25 protein-coding genes are annotated in these 26,079 nt (G+C 50.5%); 15 read left to right on the forward strand and 10 right to left on the reverse strand.

Annotated elements, in window-relative coordinates; translation table 11 throughout:
* The first annotated feature begins 586 nt into the window (after nt 1-586).
* The 4 genes from coxB to ACY2RQ_RS02675 are packed head-to-tail and all read left to right on the forward strand — an operon-like array spanning nt 587 to nt 4,845.
* A complete protein-coding gene (coxB, locus tag ACY2RQ_RS02660; RefSeq protein ID WP_490111407.1) occupies nt 587-1,762 on the forward strand; it encodes a cytochrome c oxidase subunit II in 1,176 nt (391 codons plus the stop codon).
* Nucleotides 1,759-3,315, forward strand: coding sequence for a cytochrome c oxidase subunit I (ctaD, locus tag ACY2RQ_RS02665; RefSeq protein WP_490111408.1), 1,557 nt, complete (start codon nt 1,759-1,761; stop codon nt 3,313-3,315). Before coxB ends, ctaD begins: the two co-directional genes overlap by 4 nt.
* A gap of 25 nt (nt 3,316-3,340) precedes the next feature.
* Nucleotides 3,341-3,895, forward strand: coding sequence for a cytochrome c oxidase assembly protein (locus ACY2RQ_RS02670; protein ID WP_490111409.1), 555 nt, complete (start codon nt 3,341-3,343; stop codon nt 3,893-3,895).
* A gap of 47 nt (nt 3,896-3,942) precedes the next feature.
* Nucleotides 3,943-4,845: a cytochrome c oxidase subunit 3 gene (locus ACY2RQ_RS02675; protein ID WP_490111410.1), complete on the forward strand. Its 903-nt coding sequence runs from the start codon at nt 3,943-3,945 to the stop codon at nt 4,843-4,845.
* A gap of 59 nt (nt 4,846-4,904) precedes the next feature.
* Here the strand turns inward: ACY2RQ_RS02675 and ACY2RQ_RS02680 are convergent, their stop codons facing one another.
* On the reverse strand, nt 4,905-5,114 hold the full coding sequence (locus ACY2RQ_RS02680) for a DUF2909 domain-containing protein (protein WP_490111411.1): 210 nt from the start codon (nt 5,112-5,114) through the stop codon (nt 4,905-4,907).
* A 73-nt stretch (nt 5,115-5,187) separates the two neighbouring features.
* Here ACY2RQ_RS02680 and ACY2RQ_RS02685 point away from each other — a divergent pair, with 73 nt between their 5' ends.
* Genes ACY2RQ_RS02685 through ACY2RQ_RS02705 form a run of 5 tightly spaced genes read left to right on the forward strand, consistent with a single transcriptional unit; the run spans nt 5,188 to nt 9,185 of the window.
* Nucleotides 5,188-5,934, forward strand: a complete 747-nt coding sequence (locus tag ACY2RQ_RS02685; protein WP_490111412.1) for an SURF1 family protein — start codon at nt 5,188-5,190, stop codon at nt 5,932-5,934.
* The gene (locus ACY2RQ_RS02690) at nt 5,931-6,527 is read left to right on the forward strand and encodes an SCO family protein (protein ID WP_490111413.1); all 597 of its coding nucleotides are present in this window, start codon (nt 5,931-5,933) and stop codon (nt 6,525-6,527) included. The genes ACY2RQ_RS02685 and ACY2RQ_RS02690 overlap by 4 nt, the downstream gene beginning before the upstream one ends.
* A gap of 9 nt (nt 6,528-6,536) precedes the next feature.
* Nucleotides 6,537-7,595 carry a COX15/CtaA family protein gene (locus ACY2RQ_RS02695; RefSeq protein ID WP_490111414.1) on the forward strand — a complete coding sequence of 353 codons (1,059 nt, stop codon included), beginning with the start codon at nt 6,537-6,539 and terminating at the stop codon, nt 7,593-7,595.
* 25 nt (nt 7,596-7,620) lie between these two features.
* The gene (gene cyoE / locus ACY2RQ_RS02700) at nt 7,621-8,535 is read left to right on the forward strand and encodes a heme o synthase (protein ID WP_490111415.1); all 915 of its coding nucleotides are present in this window, start codon (nt 7,621-7,623) and stop codon (nt 8,533-8,535) included.
* 2 nt (nt 8,536-8,537) lie between these two features.
* The gene (locus ACY2RQ_RS02705; RefSeq protein WP_490111416.1) at nt 8,538-9,185 is read left to right on the forward strand and encodes an SCO family protein; all 648 of its coding nucleotides are present in this window, start codon (nt 8,538-8,540) and stop codon (nt 9,183-9,185) included.
* Here ACY2RQ_RS02705 and ACY2RQ_RS02710 read toward each other — a convergent pair.
* From ACY2RQ_RS02710 to ACY2RQ_RS02725, 4 genes are read right to left on the reverse strand one after another with little or no spacing between them, the layout of a single operon-like run.
* Nucleotides 9,177-9,698, reverse strand: a complete 522-nt coding sequence (locus ACY2RQ_RS02710; protein ID WP_490111417.1) for a hypothetical protein — start codon at nt 9,696-9,698, stop codon at nt 9,177-9,179. The genes ACY2RQ_RS02705 and ACY2RQ_RS02710 overlap by 9 nt on opposite strands.
* An 11-nt stretch (nt 9,699-9,709) precedes the next feature.
* Entirely contained in the window at nt 9,710-10,522 is an 813-nt protein-coding gene (gene znuB, locus ACY2RQ_RS02715; RefSeq protein WP_490111418.1) for a zinc ABC transporter permease subunit ZnuB, read from the reverse strand.
* Nucleotides 10,515-11,294, reverse strand: a complete 780-nt coding sequence (gene znuC / locus ACY2RQ_RS02720) for a zinc ABC transporter ATP-binding protein ZnuC (RefSeq protein WP_490111419.1) — start codon at nt 11,292-11,294, stop codon at nt 10,515-10,517. The genes znuB and znuC overlap by 8 nt, the downstream gene beginning before the upstream one ends.
* Nucleotides 11,287-11,781: a transcriptional repressor gene (locus ACY2RQ_RS02725; RefSeq protein WP_490111420.1), complete on the reverse strand. Its 495-nt coding sequence runs from the start codon at nt 11,779-11,781 to the stop codon at nt 11,287-11,289. Before ACY2RQ_RS02725 ends, znuC begins: the two co-directional genes overlap by 8 nt.
* 241 nt (nt 11,782-12,022) lie before the next feature.
* Here ACY2RQ_RS02725 and ACY2RQ_RS02730 point away from each other — a divergent pair, with 241 nt between their 5' ends.
* Nucleotides 12,023-12,736 carry a hypothetical protein gene (locus tag ACY2RQ_RS02730; RefSeq protein ID WP_490111421.1) on the forward strand — a complete coding sequence of 238 codons (714 nt, stop codon included), beginning with the start codon at nt 12,023-12,025 and terminating at the stop codon, nt 12,734-12,736.
* Nucleotides 12,737-13,321: 585 nt separating this feature from the next.
* Here ACY2RQ_RS02730 and ACY2RQ_RS02735 read toward each other — a convergent pair.
* From ACY2RQ_RS02735 to ACY2RQ_RS02750, 4 genes are all read right to left on the reverse strand, one after another.
* A complete protein-coding gene (locus ACY2RQ_RS02735; RefSeq protein ID WP_490111422.1) occupies nt 13,322-15,058 on the reverse strand; it encodes a hypothetical protein in 1,737 nt (578 codons plus the stop codon).
* A gap of 120 nt (nt 15,059-15,178) precedes the next feature.
* A complete protein-coding gene (locus tag ACY2RQ_RS02740; protein WP_490111423.1) occupies nt 15,179-16,570 on the reverse strand; it encodes a hypothetical protein in 1,392 nt (463 codons plus the stop codon).
* A gap of 92 nt (nt 16,571-16,662) precedes the next feature.
* Nucleotides 16,663-17,658: a homoserine kinase gene (locus ACY2RQ_RS02745; RefSeq protein WP_490111424.1), complete on the reverse strand. Its 996-nt coding sequence runs from the start codon at nt 17,656-17,658 to the stop codon at nt 16,663-16,665.
* A gap of 103 nt (nt 17,659-17,761) precedes the next feature.
* On the reverse strand, nt 17,762-18,190 hold the full coding sequence (locus ACY2RQ_RS02750) for a DUF2782 domain-containing protein (RefSeq protein WP_490111425.1): 429 nt from the start codon (nt 18,188-18,190) through the stop codon (nt 17,762-17,764).
* 222 nt (nt 18,191-18,412) lie between these two features.
* Here ACY2RQ_RS02750 and polA point away from each other — a divergent pair, with 222 nt between their 5' ends.
* Nucleotides 18,413-21,193: a DNA polymerase I gene (gene polA / locus ACY2RQ_RS02755; protein ID WP_490111426.1), complete on the forward strand. Its 2,781-nt coding sequence runs from the start codon at nt 18,413-18,415 to the stop codon at nt 21,191-21,193.
* A gap of 84 nt (nt 21,194-21,277) precedes the next feature.
* Entirely contained in the window at nt 21,278-23,092 is a 1,815-nt protein-coding gene (locus ACY2RQ_RS02760) for a hypothetical protein (RefSeq protein ID WP_490111427.1), read from the forward strand.
* Nucleotides 23,093-23,382: 290 nt separating this feature from the next.
* Here the strand turns inward: ACY2RQ_RS02760 and yihA are convergent, their stop codons facing one another.
* Nucleotides 23,383-24,060, reverse strand: coding sequence for a ribosome biogenesis GTP-binding protein YihA/YsxC (gene yihA / locus ACY2RQ_RS02765; RefSeq protein WP_490111428.1), 678 nt, complete (start codon nt 24,058-24,060; stop codon nt 23,383-23,385).
* 212 nt (nt 24,061-24,272) lie between these two features.
* Here yihA and ACY2RQ_RS02770 point away from each other — a divergent pair, with 212 nt between their 5' ends.
* The 3 genes from ACY2RQ_RS02770 to ACY2RQ_RS02780 all read left to right on the forward strand — a co-directional run bounded on the left by ACY2RQ_RS02770 (nt 24,273) and on the right by ACY2RQ_RS02780 (nt 26,041).
* Nucleotides 24,273-24,578 carry a c-type cytochrome gene (locus ACY2RQ_RS02770; RefSeq protein WP_490111429.1) on the forward strand — a complete coding sequence of 102 codons (306 nt, stop codon included), beginning with the start codon at nt 24,273-24,275 and terminating at the stop codon, nt 24,576-24,578.
* A gap of 53 nt (nt 24,579-24,631) precedes the next feature.
* Nucleotides 24,632-25,237: a c-type cytochrome gene (locus ACY2RQ_RS02775; RefSeq protein ID WP_490111430.1), complete on the forward strand. Its 606-nt coding sequence runs from the start codon at nt 24,632-24,634 to the stop codon at nt 25,235-25,237.
* A 138-nt stretch (nt 25,238-25,375) separates the two neighbouring features.
* Nucleotides 25,376-26,041: a thiol:disulfide interchange protein DsbA/DsbL gene (locus tag ACY2RQ_RS02780; protein WP_490111431.1), complete on the forward strand. Its 666-nt coding sequence runs from the start codon at nt 25,376-25,378 to the stop codon at nt 26,039-26,041.
* Nucleotides 26,042-26,079: the final 38 nt, after the last annotated feature.

Consider the following 26,079-nt stretch of genomic DNA (forward strand, 5'->3'; position numbering starts at 1 on the left):
TGTCACCGGATAGTGTAGAAAAACCATGAAACCTGTTTGCTTTTGTGTGCTCTTGTTGTTTAATGAGGGGGCAGTAAAAGACTCAGTGACATAGTTGTAACCAGATTGCGAGAAGCAGGAACTCCTGTGAAGTGTTTGGTACAGGCATTGTCAGCCTCCTTCCGATACGATTTAAGGCAGGGGAGTGACTGGGCTAATAAATCGTTTTCGTCGTGTACTACTGGTTTGGTGTAAATGCTGGTGCTGGTTAGTATGAATTAGTACGAAAGTTGTCTGTTTGATGTTTCGCCTCAAAAGTTAAGGGTGACCTTAAAGTTTCGTGATCTCGAAATTTGCGGTGCCCGGTCTGTTTCCAGTGCATTTTTTTCCTGTGGATTCATGCTCTATCACATGCTCTAAAGAGTGCTGATAAAGAGTATTGAACCGAATTCTTCTCTCTGAACTATGCGAATTATTCCGGGTTTGGCTACCTTTTGTGGCGGATACCGGGCAATAACAAGATAAGCACTGTCCAACGTATGCCATATGCCTGGGGGAAGCGCCCCGGAATGTTGCGATAGAGCTACCGTCAGAGGATGAATAGGGAATGAGGCTGCAAGCGCGAAGACTTGTTTCGCTTCTGACCGGTCTGTTGATTTCCCCAGCCCTGTGGGCGGAGTGGGCGATTAATATGCCGGTAGGGGTTACTGATCTCAGCCGCTCCATTTATGACCTGCATATGACCATATTCTGGATCACCGTCGTTATTGGTGTTCTGGTATTTGGCATTATGTTCTGGTCGGTAATTTTTCACCGTAAATCACGGGGAGCCAAAGCCTCAGAATTTCATGAAAGCACGCTGATTGAGATTCTCTGGACCAGTATTCCTTTCGCTATTCTGGTTATTATGGCGATTCCGGCCACAAAAACTCTGGTGGAAGTCTATAACACCGAGGAAGCGGATATAGATATCAAGGTGACCGGTTATCAGTGGAAGTGGCAGTACGAATACCTGGGTGAGAGCGTCAGCTTCTTCAGTAATCTTTCTACGCCCAGGGAAGAGATCAACAATGCCCGCCCCAAGAACGCAAATTATCTTCTGGAAGTTGATGAGCCTCTGGTTGTTCCCACAGGTAAGAAAATCCGCTTTCTGATTACAGGGGCAGATGTTATCCACTCCTGGTGGGTACCTGAGCTGGCGGTCAAGAAAGACGCCATTCCCGGCTTTATTAACGAATCCTGGGCAAAAATTAATAAACCCGGCATCTACCGTGGCCAGTGTGCTGAACTGTGCGGTAAGGACCATGGCTTTATGCCCATCGTGGTGGATGCCCGTCCCATGGATGAATACCAGGAGTGGCTGGCAGAAAAACGCGCAGAAGCTGAAAAGATCAAAGAGCTGACCCAGAAGAACTGGACCATGAAGGAGCTGATGACCCGTGGCGAGGAGGTTTATAACAAGGTTTGCGCAGCCTGTCACCAGCCCAACGGTAAGGGACTTCCGCCTATGTTCCCGGCCCTGAAAGGCACGCCTATAGCGGTGAAGAAAGAGATGATCGCTGATCATATCTTCGTGCTTCTCCACGGTGTAAAAGGAACGGCCATGCAGGCGTTCAAGGACCAGCTGAATGAAGTGGATATGGCAGCGGTTATCACTTACGAACGAAATGCCTGGGGTAACAACACCGGGGAGATGGTAACCCCGAAAGATATTCTCGATTTCAAAAAGACCGGTGAGTACAAAGGAAAAACCGGCCAGGTTCCTGTGGGAGGTATCAAATGAGTGATCATCACGGGCCAGCCAAGGGTTTTATGCGCTGGGTGCTGACAACCAACCACAAGGACATTGGTTCAATGTACCTGTGGTTCAGTTTTGCCATGTTCCTGCTGGGTGGTTCCATGGCCATGGTGATCCGGGCGGAGCTGTTCCAGCCCGGACTGCAGATCGTGGAGCCCGAGTTCTTTAATCAGATGACCACCATGCATGGTCTGATCATGGTGTTCGGTGCGGTTATGCCGGCGTTTGTCGGTTTGGCGAACTGGATGATTCCCATGATGATCGGGGCACCGGATATGGCTCTGCCCCGAATGAATAACTGGAGTTTCTGGATTCTGCCTTTCGCGTTTACCCTTATGGCAAGCACGCTGTTTATGGAAGGCGGTGGCCCGAACTTCGGCTGGACCTTCTATGCCCCGCTGTCCACGGACTATGCTCCCCCATCAACCACGTTCTTCATTTTTGCCATCCATATGATGGGGATTTCCTCCATCATGGGTGCCATTAATGTGATTGCTACCATCCTGAACCTGCGGGCTCCGGGCATGACCCTGATGAAAATGCCCCTCTTCGTATGGACCTGGCTGATTACCGCTTACCTTTTGATCGCGGTTATGCCGGTACTGGCGGGTGTTGTTACGATGATGCTGATGGATATCCACTTTGGAACCGCGTTCTTTAACGCTGGTGGTGGCGGTGACCCTGTGTTGTTCCAGCATGTGTTCTGGTTCTTTGGGCATCCGGAAGTGTACATCATGATTCTGCCGGCCTTCGGGATTGTCTCCGCGATTATTCCGACCTTTTCCCGCAAACCCCTGTTTGGTTACACGTCCATGGTTTACGCGGTGGCAAGTATCGCTTTCCTGTCGTTTATTGTCTGGGCGCACCATATGTTTACCGTAGGGCTGCCGCTGGTAGGCGAGGTATTCTTTATGTACGCCACTATGTTGATTGCAGTACCAACTGGGGTGAAGGTGTTTAATTGGGTGGCCACCATGTTTAAGGGTTCCCTGACCTTTGAAACGCCCATGCTGTTTTCAGTGGCCTTTGTGGTGCTGTTTAGCATCGGTGGTTTCTCGGGATTGATGCTCTCCATTGCGCCAGCAGACTTCCAGTATCACGACACCTATTTTGTAGTGGCTCATTTCCACTATGTGCTGGTGCCCGGCGCGATTTTTGCAATCTTTGCCGGCGCTTATTACTGGCTGCCCAAGTGGACTGGTCATATGTACGACACGGCCTTGTCCAAGGTGCACTTCTGGCTGTCGTTTATCGGCATGAACCTGACTTTCTTCCCCATGCACTTTGTTGGTCTGGCGGGCATGCCCCGACGGATTCCCGACTACAACATGCAGTTTGCTGACTTCAATATGATCTCCAGCGTTGGTGGTTTCCTGTTTGGTATTACCCAGCTGCTGTTTCTGTTTATCGTGATCAAGTGCGTGAAAGGTGGAGAAAAGGCAGAAGCCAGGCCCTGGGAAGGAGCCCATGGTCTGGAGTGGATGGTGCCCTCACCGGCCCCCTACCATACATTTACGACACCTCCGGAAGTGAAGTAACAGACGTGAAAAGGAGCAGGTACTGATGGTGTTAAATCCGGCCCAGAAGACAATTGTAAAAGCGGTTTTTACTGCGATAGGAATGTTTGCGTTTGTCTTTCTGGTGATGGTTCCGTTGTACAACGTGCTCTGTCAGGTGACGGGTCTGAACGGCAAGACAGACCCCAACCCTTACAAGTCAGTGCCGGCGGCAGTGGACACCTCACGGACGATTACCGTGCAGTTTCTGGCGACAAATAACAAAGGCATGATCTGGGATTTCAAGCCCAGCACCCATCAGGTGAAGATTCATCCCGGCGAAGTGGGTTCTCTGACTTTCTACGTTAAGAACCCTACCGGGAAGAATATGGTGGGCCAGGCGATTCCTAGCGTAACGCCTTTTGAAGCGACGGATTATCTGCACAAAACCGAGTGTTTCTGTTTTACCTCCCAGCCCCTGGACGGCCATGAGGAAAAACTGATGCCGTTGAAGATTATTGTGGATCAGGATCTGCCTAAGCATATCAACAAGCTGACCCTGTCCTACACGCTGTTTGATATTACTGAGATGAATAAAAACAAGAGGACTGCCGGGCTGTAAGTCCCCTGCTCTGTCAGGAAAAGCAAAAGCTATGTCGAGGGAAAATCATGTCGAGTGAAAACACGACGAGTGAAGGTACCTATTACGTACCAGCCCAGAGTAAATGGCCGATAGTGGCCTCTGTCGGGTTGTTCCTCACCCTGGTTGGCGCCGGGATGATGATGAACGCCATGACCGCCAAATCCAACGACCCCACCGGGCATTATGTGTTCTTTGCCGGTGCCCTGGTGATGGCTTATATGCTGTTTGGCTGGTTCGGGGATGTTATCCATGAATCACGGAGTGGTTTGTACAGCCCGCAGATGGATCGTAGTTTCCGTTGGGGAATGGGCTGGTTTATTTTCTCTGAGGTAATGTTCTTCTCGGCCTTCTTCGGAGCGCTGTTCTTTGTCCGTTACCTTGCGGTGCCCTGGCTGGGCGGTGAAGGGGATAAAGGGGTTACCGAAATACTCTGGCCCAACTTCACTGCTGAATGGCCACTGATGAATAATCCTGACCCGGAACGGTTTAAAGGCCCGACGGGTACGGTTGACCCCTGGACTCTGCCCCTGATGAATACTCTGTTGCTGGTAACGTCCAGTATCACTTGTACCAAGGCTCATCATTGTCTGCGAGATGATAATCGTGGCGGAACCAAAATCTGGCTGGGACTAACCCTGATTCTGGGTTTCGTTTTCCTGTTTGTGCAGGGGTATGAATATCACCACGCTTACACCGATCTTGGTTTGACCCTGAACTCCGGCATTTACGGTTCAACATTCTTTATGTTGACCGGTTTCCACGGTGCTCACGTAACCCTGGGGGCGATTATGCTGACGATCATGTTTATCCGGATAGTGAAAGGCCACTTTACGCCAGCAAACCACTTCGGCTTTGAGGCTGCTTCCTGGTACTGGCACTTCGTAGATGTGGTCTGGATCGGACTGTTCCTGTTTGTCTATATTCTGTGACAGCTCTCTGAAAGCTCTTTGAGAAGAGCTCTTTGAAAAGGGTGCTGTGCCCTCTGGTTTTATAACCAGGGGGCTGAGATATCCAGTTGTCCGGAGAGTTTTCCGTAGAGTACGAGAGCGAGGATAAGCCCGGCCATGATAACGCGGCCAGTGAGAGACCAGACCAGTCGGGGAGAACCGCTGCGGTCTTTCATCAGTCCGATAAATGCGTTTACCAGACTGGCGATCATGCCAATCAACAAAACGACAATGGCGATTTTTATCCACATGCTTCTGCGATCCTTTTTTAAGGTCAGCTTACCCCGGCTGAGAATAATAATAAAAGCCTGAACGGATAAAGTGATGTATCAAATCCGAATCGTATTACTGGTCAGCGCCCTTCTACCCGTTCTTGTGGGGTTAGGTCTCTGGCAGCTTCAGCGCTATCACTCCAAGCTGGCCATGGAAGAGCAGTATAACGCCCGGCAAAAGGGAAAGTTTGTTATTGAAGATCTGAAAGGCCGGAAAGATCCCCTCTATTTCCATGTCACAGCTACAGGCACCTTTGATAACGACACAAGTTTCCTGCTGGATAACCGTACCCTGAACGGTCGTATTGGCTTTCATATATTAACCCCTTTAAACACCCGGCAGGGCGACACTGTTCTGATAGACCGGGGCTGGTTTCCCGGTAGTGCAGACCGCAGTGTACTTCCTGATGTTCCTTTGATTACCGGTCCGGTGACTGTTACAGGTCTAAGCTGGCAGCCTGCCGGAGAGGCTTTTCTGCTGGCGGAAGATAACTGGTCTGACACATGGCCCAAACTGATACAGGCCATAGATATGACCCGTATTACCGAGATTCTGGGTACCGGACTGCAACCCTGGCTGCTGGTGTTGGACAGTGACCAGCCCGGAGCCCTGCAAAGAAATTTTCATCTTACCAATATGCCCGCGATACGCCATTTCGGTTACGCCGTGCAGTGGTTTGCCATGGCTGTGGCTCTGGTGCTGTTAGGGGGCTGGGCGCTGATCAAAGAGCGAAAAACCATCAAGAACAACTCTGTTAATAACAACAAGAAAACCATGCAACAGGATAGGCTGAAATGATGAGCCAGGATGTCGCCTCCGGGGCTGAGATAGGACGTGGAAGTAAGCTGGAACTGGTGTTTCTGCTGTTGATTCCTTTTGGAAGTATGGCGCTGGCCGCCTGGATGTATTTCGGGGGCATGCTGTTACCGGAAGGCCGCAGTCATCAGGGCAATTTACTGTGGCCTCCGGCCAGCCTTGCAGACCAGAACTGGCAGCAAAATGGTTCTGCCTTTAACGAAGAAAGCCTGGGTGGTGACTGGGGGATTGTTATTGTAACTGGCGCTGAGTGTAGCAAGGTGTGTCAGGAGGCTCTCTATAAAACCCGGCAGGCCCATGTGGCCCTTGGCAAAAATATGCACCGCTTTGGTCGGTATATGGTTTCCCCGGTTGTTCCCACAGAAGCAACCACAGAATTTCTTGCGGTAGAGCATGAAGGGTTAAAGACAGTTGTCGGAGATATGCCTGATCTGGATTACACGACAGAAGAGCCTGTAAGGGTTTTTCTGATAGATCCTTTGGGCAACATCATGCTCTGGTATGGGAAAGACCATACCGGCAAGCAGATGATCAAGGATATGGAAAAACTGCTGAAATCCAGCCGGATAGGATAAGGATGTTCTATGACCAGTAGTATGAATACAGGCCCAAAACCCGGTTTTACCCTTGCGGTTATCGCGGTTCTTCTGGCGGTTATTGTGGTTGGCCTGGGGGCTTATACCCGTCTGGTTCACGCTGGCCTTGGCTGCCCGGACTGGCCCGGGTGTTATGGCTTTCTGACGGTACCGGAATCCGTAGAAGAGATTCAGCAGGCGGAGGATTTGTTCCCGGAAGCGCCGGTTGAAGCGGAAAAAGGCTGGGCGGAAATGATTCACCGTTATGTAGCCGGTACACTGCTTCTGCTTGTTCTTGGATTGGCTGTAAGCGCGGTACGTAACCGTCACCGTGAAGGTCAGCCGTTGAAACTGCCGTTGTTTATTCTGGGGCTGATTATTCTTCAGGCCGCATTTGGAATGTGGACGGTAACCCTCAAGCTCTGGCCCCAGGTCGTGACCGCTCACCTGCTTGGTGGTTTCGCAACACTATCGCTGCTTACGCTATTGGCTGTGCGTCTGTCCGGGCACAGTATGGCTGCCAGGCAAACGACATTGGTTATGTTCAAACCCCAAAATCTGGCTATGGCGGCTCTGCTGGTGGTGATTGCCCAGATCATTTTAGGTGGCTGGGTCAGCTCGAACTATGCCGCCCTCGCCTGCCCGGATCTACCCACCTGTCAGGGACAATACTGGCCCAATACTGATTTCTCCGAAGGTTTTGATATCAACCAGTCCATCGGCCCCAACTATCTTGGCGGACAGATGGAGAGCGATGCCCGTACAGCCATTCATATGGCTCATCGTATTGGTGCGCTGATAACTGTTCTGGTGGTTGGCCTGTTGGCTATGAGTGGCTTAATTAAAGATCAGACAGGAACCCGTGGCCTTTATGGTTTTATGCTGGCAGCACTGGTTCTGCAGATTGGCCTTGGCCTTAGCAATATTATTTTCTATTTGCCTCTTTCTGTTGCTGTTGCCCACAACCTTGGGGGGGCATTGTTATTGGTTTCATTGGTAATACTCAATTATCGGTTGCGTGATTCATTGCCAAAGCTCCTTGGGACTACAAGGCAACTGACCGAATAAAAAGGACTATAAAGGTGGTGATGTTATGACCAATCAGGAAAGCACTGTGAATAATACGGCTGTGGCGTCCCAGCCAGCGGGTTGGCGGGATTATCTGGAGCTGTGCAAGCCCCGGGTTGTGGCGCTGATGATTCTGACTGTCGTTATCGGCATGTGTCTGGCGACACCGGGATTTGTACCCCTGGATATACTGCTGTTTGGCAATCTGGGTATTGCTCTGTGCGCGGCATCAGCGGCGGTGATTAACCATGTGATGGATCGTCGTATCGATATGGTGATGGCTCGTACCCATAATCGTCCGGTGGCCACAGGAAAGGTTGGTCCGGTCAGCGCTCTGGTTTTTGCCCTGGTACTTGGTGTGCTGGGTATGGGCATTCTGCTGGGTATGGTAAATGAGTTGACAGCCTGGCTGACCCTTGCATCTCTTCTGGGTTATGCCGTTGTCTACACTCTGTTCCTTAAGCGGGCAACGCCCCAGAATATTGTGATCGGGGGTCTGGCTGGTGCGGCTCCTCCTCTGCTGGGCTGGACGGCTGTGACCGGTGAGTTCCATGGCAATGCACTGCTGCTGGTACTGATTATTTTTGCCTGGACTCCTCCCCATTTCTGGGCGCTGGCCATTCATCGTAAGGAAGAGTACGCCAAGGCGGATATTCCCATGCTGCCGGTGACCCACGGAGAGGCTTATACCAAGCTTCATATCCTGCTTTATACCGTGGTGATGATACTGGTGAGCATTATGCCCTGGATGACGGGCATGAGCGGTGTGATCTACCTTGTCGGCGCCCTGGCACTGGGATTGCGTTTTCTCTATTGGGCGGTAACTTTGATGCGGGAATCCCGCCCCCATGCCGCGATTAAAACCTTCAGATACTCCATTACCTATTTGATGCTGCTGTTCGTTGTACTGCTGGCTGACCACTATATCTACCTGGGATAAAAATGATGCAGAAAGGTGTACGTAATACGGTTGTTGCTCTGGTTCTGGTGGTGCTGGGTGTTGTGGGTTTGACTGTACAGAAATACACAGGCAAACCGGGGCTGGACCGCGAATCCCTGCGTGAAAGTGGTGTCGTTTATTATGAAACACCACGGAGCTTTGTTTTTAATCCGCTGGTGAAACACGACGGTTCTGAATTTACCGCTGAGAATATTAAAGGTTCCTGGACCCTGATGTATTTCGGCTTTACCTTCTGTCCGGATATCTGCCCGGCAACTCTGGCAAACCTGAATCAGGTCATGGTGGAGCTGAACAAGGTTAACCCAAAGGTGGCGGAAAAAATTCAGGTGGTGCTGGTCAGCGTAGACCCGCAACGGGATACACCCGACAAGCTGGCCCAGTACGTTCCGTTTTTTAACAAGGATTTTGTCGGTGTAACGGGTGACTCTGCCAACCTTGGCGCGTTAACCCAACAGCTGAATGTGGCTTTTGCTTTGGTGGGGGATACTTCAGCAGATGATTATCTGGTTGAGCACAGTTCCCAAGTGGTGCTGGTGAATCCAAAAGGTGATTACCAGGGTTTCCTGAGACCTCCGTTTAAACCCCGGGAACTGGCAAGTGCGCTGGTGAAAATAGACAGCTCATTTTGAGCTGTCTGATACAGAGTTATCCAGATCGGGAATAGTCACAGTAATAATCCCCACGGAGCTGCTGGCCGGAACCTTCTCTATTTCCACCTGCTCAGTCGACAATAGCTTTGTGGTTACCGGCTTCTGGGCTGCCGCTACTGCATCAAGAATATATCCCGCTTCCGCAGTATCAGGTTGAATCTCCAGTGCTCTCAGGGCCAGTACCTTGGCCCGATAGTACTTTTTGTCCAGAAATGCCTGCTGACCAAGGGATACCAGTTTTCCCGTAATCTGCTTTAGGTATTGCTCTACACGCGGGTCACCGGGAGAGATCAGGGACAGGCGTTTTACCTTTTCCAGCGCGTTATTCCCGGTCGGTCGGGTCAGGCGGTTTGCGGCAATATCCGCTTCAATGGCAGTGATAACCGGCCCGACTGGTGTAAACCTCTGGCTTTGCTGCTTGGGAGGTGTGGTCTGGCAGCCCCCCAGCACAACCAGAATCATCAGTGGCCATAAAAACGACAAACGTTTCATATTCTGAATGATTATCCCTGATGTCTGTTCTGTTTTCCCGATAACAGCCCGGACAGGCTCAGGGAAAGTATAAAGATAAATGCGCTACAGACTACCACGGAAGGACCTGTTGGCGTATCCCAGGTGATGGAAGCCCACACCCCTCCAAAAACTGCCAGAATACCAAGAAAACTTGCCCCAAAGGCCATCTGTTCCGGGGAACGGGCCAGTCGCTGGGCAGTTGCGGCGGGAATAATCAGCAGCGAAGTGATTAGAAGAACGCCGACAATTTTCATAGCCACAGCAATAACCAGAGCAATCAGCAGCATTAGTAGAAGGCGGACGCGTTTGACCGGTATACCTTCGACTTCGGCCAGTTCTTCATGGACGGTAATAGCCAGAAGCTGGCTCCAGAACTTCCACAGCAGACCAAGAACGAGAATACCGCCGCCGTATATCCAGAACAGGTCAGCGGTATTTACTGCCAGCAGGTCGCCAAACAGGTAGGCCATCATATCAATGCGTACTGAGTCCATCAGGCTGACGGTCACTAGGCCAAGGCTGAGGGAGCTGTGGGCAAGAATGCCAAGGAGTGTGTCGGTGGCCATCATCCGTTTTTGCTGCAGCCAGACCAGCACCAGGGCAAGAATGAGGCAACCGGCAATAACGGCGATATTCACATTAATATTCAGCAAAAGCCCCAGGCCAACCCCCAGCAGGGCTGAGTGTGACAGGGTTTCGCCAAAGTAGGCCATACGACGCCAGACAACAAATGTACCAAGCGGGCCAGCGATAGTGGCAACACCAATACCTGCCAGCAGGGGGAAAAGAAAAAGCTCAATCATGTTTGTGACTTGGTGTTTTGTTGGCTGAATCAGCTTCTGAGGTTTTCATAATATGGCCATCCAGGGTATGACAATGGTCATGGTGGTGGTTGTAGACGGCCAGCGCATCGGATTCCCCACCAAACAGGCGAAGATACGCGGGGTGCTTGCTGACAAGGCTGGGATGGCCGGAACAGCAGATATGGTTGTTCAGGCAGATAACATTATCTGTGGCTGCCATTACCAGGTGCAGGTCATGGGACACCATCAACACACCGCAGCCGGTTTCATCCCGAAGGTCAGCTATCAGCCTGTAGAGTTCCCGCTGGCCGGTGACATCCACCCCCTGAACCGGCTCATCCAGTACCAGAAGTCGGGGCTTCCGCAACAGTGCCCGGGATAGAAGAACCCGCTGCATCTCTCCGCCAGACAGCTTCTGAACCGGGCTTTTAAGAATATGTTCAACGCCGGTTCTGGCAAGGGCAGAGGTTATATCCACTTTACCTGCTCCGGCCAGCCCGAGAAAACGGGCAACCGTCAGGGGCATGGTGGACTCTATCTGCAGCTTCTGGGGCATATAACCAATACGCAGGCCTTTCTGAATTCTGCGGTTACCAGAATCAGGCGACAGCAGGCCCAGAACAATCCTGACCAGTGTCGTTTTACCTGCGCCGTTTGGGCCGATCAGGGTAACAATCTCACCCGGGGTAAGCTCCAGGTTGATGTTTTTCAGAACGGTTCGGTTATGAAAATCAATCTGTACATCATTCAGGGCCAGCAGAGGTTCAACCATGATCCGTTTCCTGCTGGCAGGCCGGGCAGAAGCCGGTCAGTTCGATCAGAGAGTGGTTTGTCTGGAAGCCGGTGTTATTGGCCAGCTGGTGGATTTGCTGAATGCTGTCTTTGCTATCCAGTTCCCGGGTTGTCCGGCACTTCTCGCAGATAAGAAATATGCTCTCATGGGGCTTATCCGGGCAGTTGCAGCCAATATAAGCGTTGAGTGAGGCAATACGGTGAACCAGCCTCTGCTCCTGAAGAAAATCCAGGGCCCGGTACACCGTTGGTGGTGCTGCCGGACGTTCCTGCCCTTTGGAAAGCATGGCCAGGACATCATAAGCGCCTACGGGCTTATGGCTGGCCCAGACCAGCTCCAGAACCTGGCGGCGCAGGGTTGTCAGGCGCTGGCCGTTCTTCTGGCAGATGATTGCAGCCTGTTCCAGGGCACTCTGAATGCAGGCGTTGTGATCGTGGGGCGTGTAGGCCTTGCTGGAAGAGATCACACAAATATCTCGAAAATAAAAAGATATAATATAACAAAAATCGGGGAAGCAGGCGCAAGGGCAATATTTCACCGGGTAACGGCGTGTGTCTGGTCAGTTTCTCTGACCTCATCGTTTGTAATACAGACAGCGGTACTAGATACAGGATGAACAAATACTGCCTCTGATTTTCATACCTATTAAGAATCAGAATCCCGCAAAGGTGCATGGTGTATTTTTCATGGGATATAGGGAGTCAGGCATGGAATCTTCAGCAAGCGGACCGGTATCAGCAAATCATCTCAAAGGCACTCGAAGGTTTGAGCCATATCCCGGTTGCAAAAACAAAAGCTGTGGCCGGTGTGAATTTCATAGAAGAGTTGTAAGTCAGGGTTTAAAAGGTGTTACAGGTGTAAATCGCCTTTCTTTATGGCGCCAGGTTCCTGCCCCGCCATCAAAAACTTATGCTCATACTTGTGGAGATATTCATCGCTGGATGGTCGAATTAACACCGTATGAACCTAGTGAGGTAAAACGTGTTTCTGTGATCAAATCACCAGTGCTTAAGCAGAACGCTGAATCATCTCTTGTGAAATTAGAACCGAAAAAAGCAGCTGCCGGCCCAAAGTTAGAAAGTTCGAAAGCTCATTGCAACAACAAATCTCATCGCAACAACCTTGTTGCAATGGTCAATATGCATTGTTTACGGGAAGGTAAAAGCATCCAAACTATAAGTGATGCACAGCTTGAAGGGATTATCAGAAAACTTTCAATCAAAGAGCATGAACTGAAATTTATAAAGTTGATGCGAACTCTTGAAAGGGAGAAAGCCGAGAAGAAACCAAGCGAGATAGAAGAACTGAAAAAAGATGTCAGGCAAGACCGTTTGGAGAAACCGTGCCTTGAGGTGCAAATTACAAAATGTGAGGCAGAGACTGAAAAATACCGGGAAAGTACAGGAAGGCGCGAAAAATGATAAGACCACGGTTTTTAGTAGAGTGGGTTCTGGCCGGCATTCAGTTTACGGTTTGGTAACAGGCAAATTAGTTTTGAAACTCTGTATCCAATCTGTATCCAATCTGCATCCAAGATAAGCAGATAGTTTTTGAGCACTACTGACCTCTCTGATATACCCTGTATTGTGCTTAATTATACGCCTGCGCCATGAGGGTATGCTAATGGCCTGCCTCATATTTCAGCAAGGTCTATGATTGTGTAAGCCAGCACAGAAATGCACAGGAGTTTGATGTTATGAATATCATCAAAAGACTTACCTCTGTCGTGATTTACATTTCCATAGTGAATATCAGTGTCAGCTTTGCTCATGAAGGTATTGATGCGGATACAGATGAAATACCTGAACGGCCATTTGCGTCTGACTGCTTGCCATCTGGTGCTAAATGCGCCTATTCAAACTTGTCTATCATCATCCCGTGTGAGGATCAGTGCTGCTCACACCAATACGATCATTGTTAGCAGGGGCTTTACTTAACGGAGTGTCGGTGTAAGTAAGAATTCTGAAGATGTCGTAGCAGCTGATAGAAAGCAGGCTCCATTCCAATTATGTCTGGCTCGGGGGAGTCTTCTTGCTCCGGTTTGCCTGCTTCAGGCGTCGGGCTTTCTCTCTGCTTGCTTCAAGGTGGGTGATTTTTCTTCTCATCATGGCTTCCTGAGTTGATGAAAGGCGTGCCTGTTGTCCTGTCCAGAGTACATCAGGACTCTCTGTGTCATTGAGAACCTGAAGGTTTCTCTCACGCTGCTCTTTTTCTGAAATGACCCATCCATGATCGGGAAAGCGGGAATTATGGTATTCCCGGAAACGCCGGACATCGTCGACCGTAAAGGTGCTGTCAGGCATGCTTGCCTGATTTTCCATAACGGTAAATAAACTTCTTCTGTCGTTATTGAGCGGCTTGGGAATGAGAGTGAGTTCTTTGTGTTTTGGCTGGTACCTATATCTTTTCAGGACGGTGTGTAGTTGTTTTATATCTTGAATATCTCGCCAGATAGCGTCCCGTTGAACATCGGTTGGTTGGTTTTCCCGTTTTTCTCGGGTTGGCTGACTCCTGTCAAAAACAAGCGTGTGAATACGCTCAGCAGAGAGTGCTGTTTTTCTTGCTCTCTTTTTAGAGATCAGGTTTGCGAGAGTCTGGGCGTTCAGAGAGGGATTTTGCCCGTCGCAGAAAGAACGGATGTTCCTGACTTCCTCATCAAGATGCTCCCACTGCAGATGCAGTGGTACGACCTGATCGGCAGGGCTGTTCAAAAAGAGCCGATGCTGTTTGAGAAGGTGTCTGGCTCTACTGAACTGGCTCTTGATTTGTGCGGAGTCAGGAAAATCCTGACCTGCTTTAAGCTGGTCCAGCTTAATATCCAGCTGGTCAAACTGAATTGCGTCATAATCGTCCCGCTTCCAGCTTATGGCACCTCCTTCCGGGGAAAGGAGAGCGCTATAAAGCATCAGGCGACATTGCCCTTCCTCTTCCACCGTCTGGCAGCTCTGTTCATGGAGGTATTTGTCACACTCTTTATGGAAAGTTGTGCAGGCCGATGTGAAGGCTTTGGGAGCATCAGTTTTGGCTGACGAAGTAAATTCCAGGGTCGCTTCTGTGGCTGATCTCCTGTGGGCTTTCATCTGCTCCTGTGTTGCAGGTGTATTTGCTGGTTGTTGAATGGTATCCGGAATAGATTTTGTAGCGGGTACCTGGGTGACTCTAGCGGCTTTGCCGGAGGCTGGTTCAAGTAGAGGATCTTTATGGTGCTTTTCAGCGTCTGAGCTGGTGTCCAATCCCGTGCTGTAGCTTGTCTGAGCCTCTTCTTCCCCTTGCTCTTCGCCGCTGTCTTCCTGATCTTCTTCGCCTTCCCCTTCAAGCTCATCCTCATCCACAGGAAGGGTACTGGTCTGGCTGGTTTGTGTTGAGAGGGAGTGGGTGACGGATGACAGTTCCATTTCGTCAGGTTGTTCCTGGGGAAGAGACTCATCAGCCAGCGTGATTTCTTCTGCAGTCTGGCCGGGTGCTGAATGCCGGAGCACAGGCCTGTCTGCAGTCTGAAGTTCAGAAGGAACTGACCGGGAACGGGTGATTGTGCGTTTACGCAGGTCTGTGTCAAGGGTGGGAAGCTCACTCAGAAGCTCACTGGATTTGGCCAGCAGGGTTTTGTCTTTGTGCCATTCCCCGGAAGTTGCTACACGAATTCTGCGTATATTGTCACTGCCTGTTTCCAGGTACACCAGATAGCCGTCTTTGGTCTCCAGAACCGGACTATTGATATCCTTTGGAGACTTTTGGGTAAACATTGCAGATCTTGTCTTATAGAACTCTTTAAAATCGCCAAGATCAAATTTGTTGAAAAGAGTATGTGACGGGGTGCGGCTCATATCTGGGTAACCTCATCCATGGTCTTTGTCGATATGGTCTCAGTCATTGATCAGCCTTATCTGTTTAATAAGCGTAGCTTTTGCTGTGTTCTCAAGATGCTTCACGAATCCGGGGTAGTATTTCGATATTGCTTCCGGGCAGGTGTTTCGAACTTCCCGCAGGTAGGTTTCTGTGATGTTTTCTGCGCTTTCCGGTACCAGCTGTATCCAGTCTGCGATCATTTCGCTGTGATACTGCAGTTGCGCCATAAGGAATGGTGATAATTTGCTGCTGCCTGTGTGGAACTGTAACAGTTGTTTGATATCCGCCATTCTTTTCTTCATCAGCAGCATAAAGCCCTGGTTATAAACGTCGTTTAGCTCACGAAGCTGGGTGCTTATAATCTCCGCATGGCAGTCACTCTCTTTCTGCGGAAATTTTATGGACAGAGCCGGAAGATTATACCAGCTCCGCACCCGGTTCATTTTAAAAAGCCGGGTCCGCATCTCGTCTTTATAAACGGATATAAATCGGGCAATCGCAGAATTGCCAAAGAATGGGAAGATATGTCCAAGCAGGCGATGGAGGGGGGCCAGCCAGCTGGTTTTGGTCATGATTAGCTGGTTCTTTTCATTGAGTCCGAGCCATCGGTTTTGGGTCTGTTCAGGGGATATTGGATGCTCCTGGGCTGCCCGGGTCAGGAAGTACTCAATGCGTACGGGGAGGTTTTTTAAATAACCTGCTTCCTGCTGGTTTTCTTTGAGCCGGAGAGGTTGTGGCTTTTGCAGGGGCCTGGATGACAGTTTCGGGTGTGGCGAGGGCTTTTCCTGTATGGGACTCTCTTGCATGGACTGTTCGACAGGTTCTGGCTGGTATCTTCTGGCTCGTACGCTTCGGCTTTTCAGACGTCGGGAAGGCGGGAATTTTCTTCTGTGTCGAACATCTGAAGGGAACTCCTCTTCGGAATCTGAGGAGTCAGGGACATACACCGCTCTTTTTCTTATCTTGTGCTTTCTTATTTTCTTCGTTTTACCAGAGCCCGGATAGGGGACGGCAGGTTGTTCCGTATCTGGCAGAAGATGGCTCAGGGGCTTAACGTCAGGCGTCGGGGCATCTGGTCTGTTTTGTCTCTGGATGCTGCTCAGGATTTCGGCTTTACGCTTAAGCACCCGGGTATCCGGTACTGGCGGGGGAAGGTATTTATCCAGTTCACTAATGCCGGCCTGAACGCTTTTGTTTGAACGTAAGTCGGAAATTTTGCTGACTCGGAGGTGTTCTGTTTTTTCCGGGCCGGAGGCGGTTTCCAGCCATACAACCCGTCCGTCACTGGTTTCCCAGTAAGCACGGTTGTTATGGGAGCGCCGTTGGAACGGGTTACCATTATATTTCTGGTAGGTGATGAAGCTGGACAGACTCATTCTGTCGACCTGCCCGGATGAAGACAGCTTCATGGGTGTTTCTCATCAATATGCCTGAATCACAAGGGACTATCGGCGAAAAGCACCATATTTTGAGCAGGTTAAGACTCTTTGGCGAAGCCCTTTCAAGGAAGAGATAGGCGAGCCGCTGACGCTGTTCTCAGCTTCAGCATATCCCGGAAAAATGCCGGATCCTTGAAGTGGCGGATAACATCATCTTCCGGATGTTCCGAGTCTTCTTCGGGGAATGTGTAGGTAACTATCCGGGATATCCAGAATCGCAGGCAGGCAAGCCGATGTATCAGGGGCCAGGCTTTGTGTTCGCTCTCCGTAAAAGGACGAACCCGGTGATAGGCGTTCAGGAAAGCTTCTGCCAGGGCTGGGTCCAGCTCCAGGGTGCCCTGCTTCAGGCACCAGTCATTGACCGTAACGGCCACATCATAAAGCAGCCATTCTTCGCAGGACTGGAAGAAGTCGATAATACCGGTGACTTTCTCCCCTTCAAACAGCACGTTATCCACAAACAGGTCGGCGTGGATCAGCCCTCTTGGCAAATCCGGAAGGGCGGTGAGGCCTTGCTGAATCTCCTGCCACTGGGTTGCCTGCAGAGCGGCTTCTTCTACAGGAATAAGTGTGGAAAGGCGGTTGACCTGTCGGTCAATCCACTCCATTCCCCGCAGGTTATCCTGGGAAAATGTTGCGGTCTGGCCAGAGACATGGATGTAGGCAAGATGTTCCCCCATGGCTTCGCAGTGCTTGCGGGTCAGGTTTTCCGGTGAGACATGATGGCCAGACATTCGGGCCTGGAGCAGACAGGGTTTACCCTTTAGCTCCCGAAGGGGCTGGTCATCGCGACCATGAACAGGCGCGGGAACAGGCAGGCCAGAGCCGGCAAGCAGCTCCATAAAACGAATGAAAAACGGCAGTCTGTGCTTCGGGACATATTCAAAAATAGTCAGAACAAAGCGTTGGTCACCCCGTTCCGGGTGATGGGTGTTCACGAAGTAATTGGTGTTTTCAATACCCGCTGCAATACCCTTCCAGCTGACCAGTTCTCCCTGATCATAAAGAGACAGAAAACTGCGAAAGTCTTCATCTGAAAGTTGCGTGTACACAGACATTGTTGTTTATCCTGACATTAACTGCTTTGTCGGCTTATAAATAAAAAGGGTGGCAAGTTCCCGCCCTTTTATTTGTCGTTCTTCTGTTTATCAGAACGCTTTATTACCACTCCAGAATTTTCCAGCTGGGAATCAGCATCTGGGGACGGTCGGGATGAATAAAGTTACCTGCTTTATCAACGGCAACGAGATAATAAGGTTTACCGATTTTGGGAATCACCTTGATAGCATAGAGCTGACCATTTGCCCGGTACTCCTGAATAGTACGCTCCTTGCCGGGACGAATCACAATATCCGTACCAGCTGGCAGATCTCGCATGATTTCCGGTTCTTCAATGGGAACCTGGTTTTCGTCAATGGATTGTTCTGCCGGCTTTTCTGTTGCGAGGGCTGGTGACCGGGGCGCGTGCAGAGCGGCCTCGGGAGGTGGCGGCGCATCCGTGTCCGCGACTTGTTTCTGTCCGGTTCCGGCACAACCGGCTATAACCATTGTCAGTAGAGAGACTGAGATGGTTTTTATTGGCGTGTTCATACTTCCTCCCGACGATGACGACATTCCTGTCAAAGATATTTCCCTGCACACAGATTCTCTTTACGCTCCCTGAGTCTCAAAGGCCCCAGTACAGATGGCGCAATATTCGAGCTAGAATAGCCCGAACCGGTTCGTTCCTGTGGTCATTCTAACGCCAAGCGCCGAAAAATAGCGACCGGAACTGAATTCAAAAAATCCAGATTCCCCTGAACAAGGAAGACCATGTCTGATCTCCAGCACAAAGAGCCTCTGGTTCTTGTTGACGGCTCATCTTACCTGTACCGGGCGTACCATGCCCTGCCCCCTCTGACGAATTCAAAAGGCATGCCGACCGGGGCCGTAAAAGGTGTGATCAGCATGCTGAAGCGGCTTCAGGCAGACTACCATGGCAGTACAGTTGTGGTGGTATTTGACGCCAAGGGGAAAACCTTTCGGGATGATATCTACAAGGAGTACAAGGCCAATCGTCCTCCCATGCCTGATGACCTGCGTCCGCAGATAGAGCCTCTCCATAAACTGATTCGCGCCAGCGGTATGCCTTTGTTGGTCATTGAGGGAGTAGAAGCGGATGACGTGATTGGCACTTTGTCGGTTGAGGCTACAAAAGCTGGCCGTAAGACAATCATCTCTACCGGAGATAAAGACCTTGCCCAGCTGGTGAATGAGAATGTGATATTGGTAAACACCATGTCCAATACGCTTATGGATATTCCTGGTGTTATGGACAAGTTTGGTGTTGGCCCTGAGCTGATTATCGACTTCCTTTCACTGATGGGCGACAAGGTGGATAACATTCCCGGTGTCCCCGGCGTGGGTGAGAAAACAGCCTTGGCCCTGCTACAGGGACTGGGTGGCTTGGATGCTATTTATGCCAATCTGGATAAAGTCGCTGAGCTGACTTTCCGTGGTGCCAAAACCATGGGCAAGAAGCTGGAAGCCAATAAGGCGATGGCTTACCTCTCTTACGAGCTGGCAACTATTTGTACAGACCTTGAGCTTGGTTGCACCCTGGATGATCTGGTGCCCGGCGAGTTCAATAAGGAAGAAACCCTGAGCCTTTACCAGGATCTGGAGTTCCGTGGCTGGGTGAAAGAACTGAGCAGTGATTCTTCCCCGGCAGCTGCTTCTGGTGGAGCTGTTGAAGAGCAAAGCAGTGCTGATGTTGATGATGGACCGGCTATTCCCGCTGCGGTTGAAACCAGTTATGAAACTGTTCTGGAGCAGGAAGCCTTTAATAAGTGGCTGGAAAAGCTTCGCAATGCCGAGTTGTTTGCCTTTGATACTGAAACAACCAGCCTGAACTATATGGATGCTGATATTGTCGGTGTCTCTTTTGCTGTGGAAGCCGGCAAAGCGGCTTATGTGCCCTTGGCCCATGATTATCTGGATGCGCCCAGGCAGCTGGATCGTGCCGCCGTTCTGTCAGCACTAAAACCTTTGCTGGAAGACGACAACTGCCGAAAGGTTGGCCAGAACCTGAAATATGATCGCAGCGTACTGCAGCGTTACGATATCGATCTGAAAGGCATCGCCTTCGATACCATGCTGGAGTCTTATGTTTATGATTCCACCGGTACCCGCCATGATATGGACAGCCTGGCGAAGAAGTACCTTGATGTGAACACCATCCATTTTGAGGATATCGCTGGTAAGGGCGCAAAACAGTTGACCTTTAACCAGATTTCCCTGGAGCAAGCCGGGCCTTACGCGGCAGAAGATGCTGATATTACCCTGCGTCTGCACCAGACCCTCTGGCCTGAGCTGGAGAAGCATGAAAAGCTGGTAAACGTCTTTAATACCCTTGAGCTGCCCCTTTTGTCTGTTCTGTCCCGCATTGAGCGTAATGGTGTGCTGATTAACAGTATGCGACTGGCGGAGCAGAGTCAGGAGATAGGCAAACGTCTGCAGGAACTGCAGGACGAAGCCTGGAGCATGGCAGGCGAAGAGTTCAATCTCGCTTCCCCCAAACAGTTGCAGGCGTTGTTGTTCGACAAGCTGGGTCTGCCGGTGTTGAAGAAAACCCCAAAAGGCCAGGCATCTACAGCGGAAGACGTACTGGTTGAACTTGCCCGTGAGTTTGACTTGCCCCGGTTGATTCTTGAGCACCGCAGCCTGAGCAAGCTGAAATCCACCTATACCGACAAATTGCCGGGTATGGTGAATCCGGCAACCGGAAGGGTGCACACATCTTACCATCAGGCGGTGACCGCTACCGGACGTTTGTCGTCCTCTGACCCCAATCTGCAGAATATTCCCGTGCGTACTGGTGAAGGACGGCGCATCCGTCAGGCATTTGTGGCTCCAGAAGGTTATAGACTGGTGGCAGCAGATTACTCCCAGGTTGAGCTGCGGATTATGGCCCACCTCTCCGGTGATAAAGGTTTGTTGAACGCTTTTGCGGAAGGTCTGGATATTCACAAGGCGACAGCGGCGGAAGTGTTTGATGTGCCTCTTGATGAGGTGACATCCGACCAGCGCCGAAAGGCCAAGGCGATTAACTTCGGCCTTATTTACGGTATGTCCGCTTTTGGCCTGGCCAAACAGTTGGAGATTCCCCGTGGAGATGCCCAGAAGTATGTTGAGCTTTACTTTGCCCGTTACCCTGGCGTGAAATCCTATATGGACCGTACCCGGACCCTGGCCCATGAACAGGGTTATGTAGAAACCCTGGCTGGCCGCAGGCTGCATCTTCCCGAGATTAATGCCCGTAACAAGATGCGCCAGCAGGCGGCTGAACGAACTGCAATCAACGCTCCGATGCAGGGAACGGCCGCGGATATTATTAAAGCGGCGATGATCTCTGTAGACAGTTGGCTTCAGGAAGGTGAGTTCGATGCCCGCATTATTATGCAGGTACACGATGAACTGGTGCTGGAAGTCCGGGAAGATCAGAGTGATGAGGTGGTATCTGGCCTGAAAGAGCGTATGTCGGCAGCGGCAACCCTGGATGTGCCATTGGTGGTGGATGCCGGTATTGGCGATAACTGGGATGAAGCCCATTAAAGTAAGCCGTTAACCGGTTACAGATCCGTTCCTTGATTTACTGCGATTTTCACTATACTTCCGGTCGCAGTGAGGAGGAACGGCATGCAGAATATAAGAAAGCACTGGGCCGGTAGTGTTTTGTTATGTATTTGCCTGGTTTTTATTCAGGCAATACAGGCAGAACCTTTTCATCAGGCTTCTGATACAGAAGGTCTGTCTGCTGCCAGGGATTTTTCCTTCCTTTCTCCATCTTTTCCCGGTATTACCAGTATTGCCCTGCCCCAGGGTGATGATGGGCCTGTGACTGGAGAGATGTCTCTTGAAGAAAGGGGAATGGGTGAAAAAGCCGCCTCCCTGGTTCTCCAGGCCATGCCAGACAGCAAGAAACAGGAGTTTCTCTCCCGGCCCTGGGACTGGCAGGATACAGCCTGGAGATTTGGTAAATCAGAATCCCTTCATATTGCTGCCGTTGTTGGCATGCTGGCGGCCTCTTCTGTAGCCCGTAATGCTGTTAATTATGTTTTTGGACAGTCAGGCCCTGTTATTACGGCCCTTGGCCTACAGACAGTTATGGATTACGTCTCGTCTGGCAGCAGGAGGGACTTCCTGCTTCGTACAGGTTCGAATTTTTTTGAAAGAATTATTGACGGAGGCCAGCCTTCTTTCTGGAGGCGTGGGCTGGCTTTTGCTGTGGGCCATAGTGCCCTTGGTGCCAGATACTTACCTGAAATTGTGAAGCAGACCTACAGCTATTATGAGGGTTCCCGGCGAGTGCGATTTATGTCGGATTCCCTGGATCAACTTGTTGATCTGGAACTTGTTGCCCCAAAAGGTCTCGGTGAAAATGCTGAACTGGTTATCAATGTTGAGAGCAATGGTGGCGTTGGCGAAGGGATGGCTTCAGAACCTTTAACTGCCGCATGGCTGGATCTGGTCAAGGTTTGCCTTGCCCATAATGTCAGCTCTGTTCGTATTAAGCCCTGGGATAGTGGCCGGAGCCTGAAGGTTCAGCTTTGGGATCATAACCAGCTATCGTCAGAAGCTACCCTTATGTTGTCATTCTCAGGCAAGACTCCTCCTGTATGGGTCACAGACTGGCTGGTAAACAAAACCTGGCCTGAAACACTGGGAGAGGAAAGTCTTTTTAATCCTCTGGCTAAACCAGTGCTGACAACTATTACCTCTTTTATCAACAGCGGGTGGAAAGGGACGATAATGTCCTCCGGGCGGGTAGATGGCTCAACAGGGCCGCAAAAGCGACTGGCTGTTTTTTCCATGGGGGGGGTCGGATACCTGCTGGCAGACAGAAACCACACGGGGCTTATTGAACTGCCGGAGCTTTGGTTAAATACAGGGGAAGAATGGCCGGCTGGCGATATGGGCACCGCCCTGTCGTACCTGGAAGAACGACAGATTCCCGGTAACTTCCGTGGCATTGCTGGTCTGGGGATTGAGCTTTTGCGCAGTCTGGCAACAAGGGTTGCCATAACGGTTGGTGTGAACTGGCTTAACCCCCAGCAGACAATTAATGAGGATGATTTGCGTGCGGGGCATTGGGACAATAAAGAACTGACCCTCTCAAAAAGGGCGGAGCCTAAATTGTCACCAAGGCGGCACCGAATGACTAAAGCGAGGTATGGTTTTTACCCGGCAGAGCTTGAAACGGTTGATTTCAAAACGACTGTAAGCAAAGGCGATCCCGTCAGAACCCCCGCAGCCTGGATGGCATTGCCTGAATATCAGGGGGTTCAGGTGGAGAATTATGACCATTGGAAGAAGCATACGGATGGTTTCACTCAGGCGTTTTTCAAAAACAAAATTCCCCAAGAGGTGTTTGAGAAACTTCTTTGGTCAATAGGGGCTGGCGCAAGGGAGGGGCAATATGAACCCTTCCAAAAGCAAACTGTCCAGAAATAGTGTTGGAATATTCAAGGAAAGCATAGCGTCTAATCCTGCTCGAAAAGTCACTGAAAGCTGTTCGAAAAACAGACAGATGATGGACTTGAGAAAAAAGTAAAAAAAATTCAAAAAAGACGGAACTTTTTTCGAAAGGTGTTGTCTGAATATATGAGCGGTATGAAAACCCTCATTACTCCTTGTGTGTGTTTGGTGTTGTGACCCTGAAGAAGTGTGTGCTTCAGGGATTAAAACTTCCTCCGGTTATCTTCCCCCAGGTAACCGGAGTTTTTTTATGGAGGGCTTAAAAACTACTCTTCTTCCCACCCTTTCCCATCAAAGTCTTTACTTGCAGGTTCATCATCTATTTCCTGGGTAAACCAGGTATCCAGTTTTGTGCTCAGTTCATCGACTCCGTTTTTGTTCAGGGAGGAGAACAGCTGGATGGAAACCAGATCAGATATATCTTGCAGCTGGCTGCGCAGCTTCTGCATGGTGCCTTTTGCCGCGCCGAATTTCAGCTTGTCACTCTTTGTCAGCAGAATGTGCAGGGGCAGATGACTTTGACGAGCCCAGTCAATCATGATCTGATCAAACTCTTTCATCGGATGGCGGATGTCCATCAGCAGCACAACACCGACGAGATTTTCCCGCTGTTCCAGATAGGCACCGAGGTGTTTCTGCCATTCCAGTTTCATCTTTTCCGGCACTTTGGCATAGCCATAACCGGGAAGATCGACCAGTTTGTGCTCTGTATCGACTTCAAAGAAGTTGATAAGTTGTGTACGGCCCGGGGTTTTACTGGTCCTTGCCAGTTTATTGGAACCGGTAAGGGCGTTCAGGGCACTGGACTTACCTGCGTTGGAGCGACCGGCGAAGGCAATCTCCCTGCCAATGGCAGGCGGGCACTGATCCAGTCGGGCAGCACTGACCATAAATCGGGTGGCACGATAGTTCAGTTGAACGTGAGAAGACGTGTTTTCTGGCATGCAGCAGGCTCGTTTTAAAGACTCTTGTGATTTCTCAGGGATTGAAATAAACGCCTGAGTTCAGATTTACAGAAGGCATAGTATATAATGACCCCGCCTTAGCGCGAGTCTGCATATAAACAGGCTTGCAAAGAAGAATATATAAAGACAACAGCCTGCCCCGTGCGTGTTCCGTCAGAGTATGGGGATGCCCGGAGGCCTGACGAGGCCCTATGAAGATAATAACCAAAGCAACATTACTCCTTGGTGCTTTTCTCGTGGCTCAAGCGGGAATGGCTCAGAAAGCGCCGGAAGAGATTTATCAGAAGTCATGCCGTATCTGCCATGATTCCGGTGTCGCGGGAGCGCCCCGTAAAGGTATTGCCGGTGACTGGGATGCCCGGCTGAAGAAAGGTATGGGTTCTCTGGTCATGAGCGTGAGCAAGGGAATGGGCGCAATGCCTCCGAAAGGCATGTGCATGGATTGCAGCACTGAAGATTACAAAGCCGTGATAAGCTTTATGTCCAGCTCCCGGTGAAGGGGTTGGTTTGAGATCCATCGATAAAAAATAACTGAAGCCGGGTTGTGTTGATGAAAAAGCTAATAGTGAGTTTGCTTGTAAGCTTGGGGTGGGTCGGTTACGCAACCGCCGGGGGAAATGCCGCAGCAGGAAAAGATAAGGTCGCTACCTGTTCGGCCTGCCATGGCCCCGTAGGCATTAGTATTGCGCCTAACTATCCGAACCTCGCCGGTCAGGGCGAGGGTTACCTGATAAAACAGATCAATGATATCAAGAGCGGTGAGCGCAAGGTTCTGGAGATGACCGGCATGGTTGACAATCTCTCTGAGCAGGATATTGCTGACATAGCCGCGTTCTATGCCAGCCAGACTGCCGCTACCGGCCAGGCGAAAGAGTCTTCCGTAGCTATCGCCCAGAAGCTGTACCGTGGTGGTGATATCGAGAAGAAAATCCCAGCATGTACTGCCTGCCATATGCCTTCTGGTGAAGGTAACACCCTCGCGAAGTTCCCCTATCTTGCTGGCCAGAGCCCACAGTATCTCGCCAAGCAGCTGCGTGACTTCCGTGAAGGTGATCGTATCAACGATGGGGACACGAGAATCATGCGTGATATAGCTGAAAAGCTGAGTAACAAGCAGATTGATGCCCTCGCAAGTTATATCAGCGGTCTGCGTTAATTCTGTTACAGGTGAAGTCGTTCTGCGGCTTCATCTGCTTCCTCCTGCTGTTTTTTCCTGAGTCCCCCTCTTCTGAGCTTTTTACCTGCTAATTTAAAATAACCTGCTTTGAAATTGCCGGGAATTCTGGAGGGTATAATGCGCAGAGCCTGGAAACTGATCTTTCTGGTTATTTTGGTGATCCCTTACACGGGACATTCAGCAGAATATCAGGAAGGAAAGGATTTCAAGATTCTTAAACAACCGGTACCTACGTCCTCTCCGGGTAAGATTGAGGTAGATACCGTGTTCTGGTATGGCTGCCATCACTGTTTCGATCTGTTAAAACTGCAGAAAGACTGGATCAGGAAACAGAAAGACGATGTTGCTGTCAAAGAGGTTCCGGTGATCTTTGGAAAACCCTGGCAGGCCCATGCTCAGCTGTTTTATACCATTGAAGAGCTTGGCCTGCCGGATAAAGCAAGCTTTGCTGTGTTTGATGCCGTGCAGAAGCAGGGTAGGCGCCTGGATACTGAAAAGGAGATGAAAGATTTCCTTGTCAGTGAGTTCAAAATCAAACCGACCGATTTTGAACGGGCCTATAACTCTTTTGGCGTGCGCAACCAGATTCAGAAGGCAAGTGCCCTGTCACGGGGAACCCAGTTAACCGGAGTCCCCGCGATGGTTATTGACGGGCGTTATGTGACTGATCCGCAGCAGGCGGGTGGGTTGGAGAAAATGCTTCAGATCAGTGAGTTTCTTATTAGAAAAGTCAGGACCGAGAGAAGCGCAGCTAAAAAGAGGGCCGGAGAGGAGAAAAAGTGACATATCGGCCGGTTAAGCTGGAGGCACTCGGTCAAGGC

The organism is Parendozoicomonas sp. 209JJ7-1, from assembly GCF_058147085.1.

Bases quoted from the DNA above. Each gene is read 5' to 3' on its own strand.
- cyoE (WP_490111415.1), top strand. From the start codon at position 7,621: ATGACCAATCAGGAAAGCACTGTGAATAATACGGCTGTGGCGTCCCAG.
- polA (WP_490111426.1), top strand. From the start codon at position 18,413: ATGTCTGATCTCCAGCACAAAGAGCCTCTGGTTCTTGTTGACGGCTCA.
- ACY2RQ_RS02705 (WP_490111416.1), top strand. From the start codon at position 8,538: ATGATGCAGAAAGGTGTACGTAATACGGTTGTTGCTCTGGTTCTGGTG.
- ACY2RQ_RS02740 (WP_490111423.1), bottom strand. From the start codon at position 16,570: ATGAAGCTGTCTTCATCCGGGCAGGTCGACAGAATGAGTCTGTCCAGC.
- ACY2RQ_RS02710 (WP_490111417.1), bottom strand. From the start codon at position 9,698: ATGAAACGTTTGTCGTTTTTATGGCCACTGATGATTCTGGTTGTGCTG.
- ACY2RQ_RS02745 (WP_490111424.1), bottom strand. From the start codon at position 17,658: ATGTCTGTGTACACGCAACTTTCAGATGAAGACTTTCGCAGTTTTCTG.
- coxB (WP_490111407.1), top strand. From the start codon at position 587: ATGAGGCTGCAAGCGCGAAGACTTGTTTCGCTTCTGACCGGTCTGTTG.
- znuC (WP_490111419.1), bottom strand. From the start codon at position 11,294: ATGGTTGAACCTCTGCTGGCCCTGAATGATGTACAGATTGATTTTCAT.
- ACY2RQ_RS02670 (WP_490111409.1), top strand. From the start codon at position 3,341: ATGGTGTTAAATCCGGCCCAGAAGACAATTGTAAAAGCGGTTTTTACT.
- ACY2RQ_RS02695 (WP_490111414.1), top strand. From the start codon at position 6,537: ATGACCAGTAGTATGAATACAGGCCCAAAACCCGGTTTTACCCTTGCG.
- ACY2RQ_RS02730 (WP_490111421.1), top strand. From the start codon at position 12,023: ATGGAATCTTCAGCAAGCGGACCGGTATCAGCAAATCATCTCAAAGGC.
- ACY2RQ_RS02750 (WP_490111425.1), bottom strand. From the start codon at position 18,190: ATGAACACGCCAATAAAAACCATCTCAGTCTCTCTACTGACAATGGTT.
- ctaD (WP_490111408.1), top strand. From the start codon at position 1,759: ATGAGTGATCATCACGGGCCAGCCAAGGGTTTTATGCGCTGGGTGCTG.
- ACY2RQ_RS02770 (WP_490111429.1), top strand. From the start codon at position 24,273: ATGAAGATAATAACCAAAGCAACATTACTCCTTGGTGCTTTTCTCGTG.
- yihA (WP_490111428.1), bottom strand. From the start codon at position 24,060: ATGCCAGAAAACACGTCTTCTCACGTTCAACTGAACTATCGTGCCACC.
- ACY2RQ_RS02685 (WP_490111412.1), top strand. From the start codon at position 5,188: ATGTATCAAATCCGAATCGTATTACTGGTCAGCGCCCTTCTACCCGTT.
- znuB (WP_490111418.1), bottom strand. From the start codon at position 10,522: ATGATTGAGCTTTTTCTTTTCCCCCTGCTGGCAGGTATTGGTGTTGCC.
- ACY2RQ_RS02775 (WP_490111430.1), top strand. From the start codon at position 24,632: ATGAAAAAGCTAATAGTGAGTTTGCTTGTAAGCTTGGGGTGGGTCGGT.
- ACY2RQ_RS02675 (WP_490111410.1), top strand. From the start codon at position 3,943: ATGTCGAGTGAAAACACGACGAGTGAAGGTACCTATTACGTACCAGCC.
- ACY2RQ_RS02760 (WP_490111427.1), top strand. From the start codon at position 21,278: ATGCAGAATATAAGAAAGCACTGGGCCGGTAGTGTTTTGTTATGTATT.
- ACY2RQ_RS02780 (WP_490111431.1), top strand. From the start codon at position 25,376: ATGCGCAGAGCCTGGAAACTGATCTTTCTGGTTATTTTGGTGATCCCT.
- ACY2RQ_RS02735 (WP_490111422.1), bottom strand. From the start codon at position 15,058: ATGTTTACCCAAAAGTCTCCAAAGGATATCAATAGTCCGGTTCTGGAG.
- ACY2RQ_RS02690 (WP_490111413.1), top strand. From the start codon at position 5,931: ATGATGAGCCAGGATGTCGCCTCCGGGGCTGAGATAGGACGTGGAAGT.
- ACY2RQ_RS02680 (WP_490111411.1), bottom strand. From the start codon at position 5,114: ATGTGGATAAAAATCGCCATTGTCGTTTTGTTGATTGGCATGATCGCC.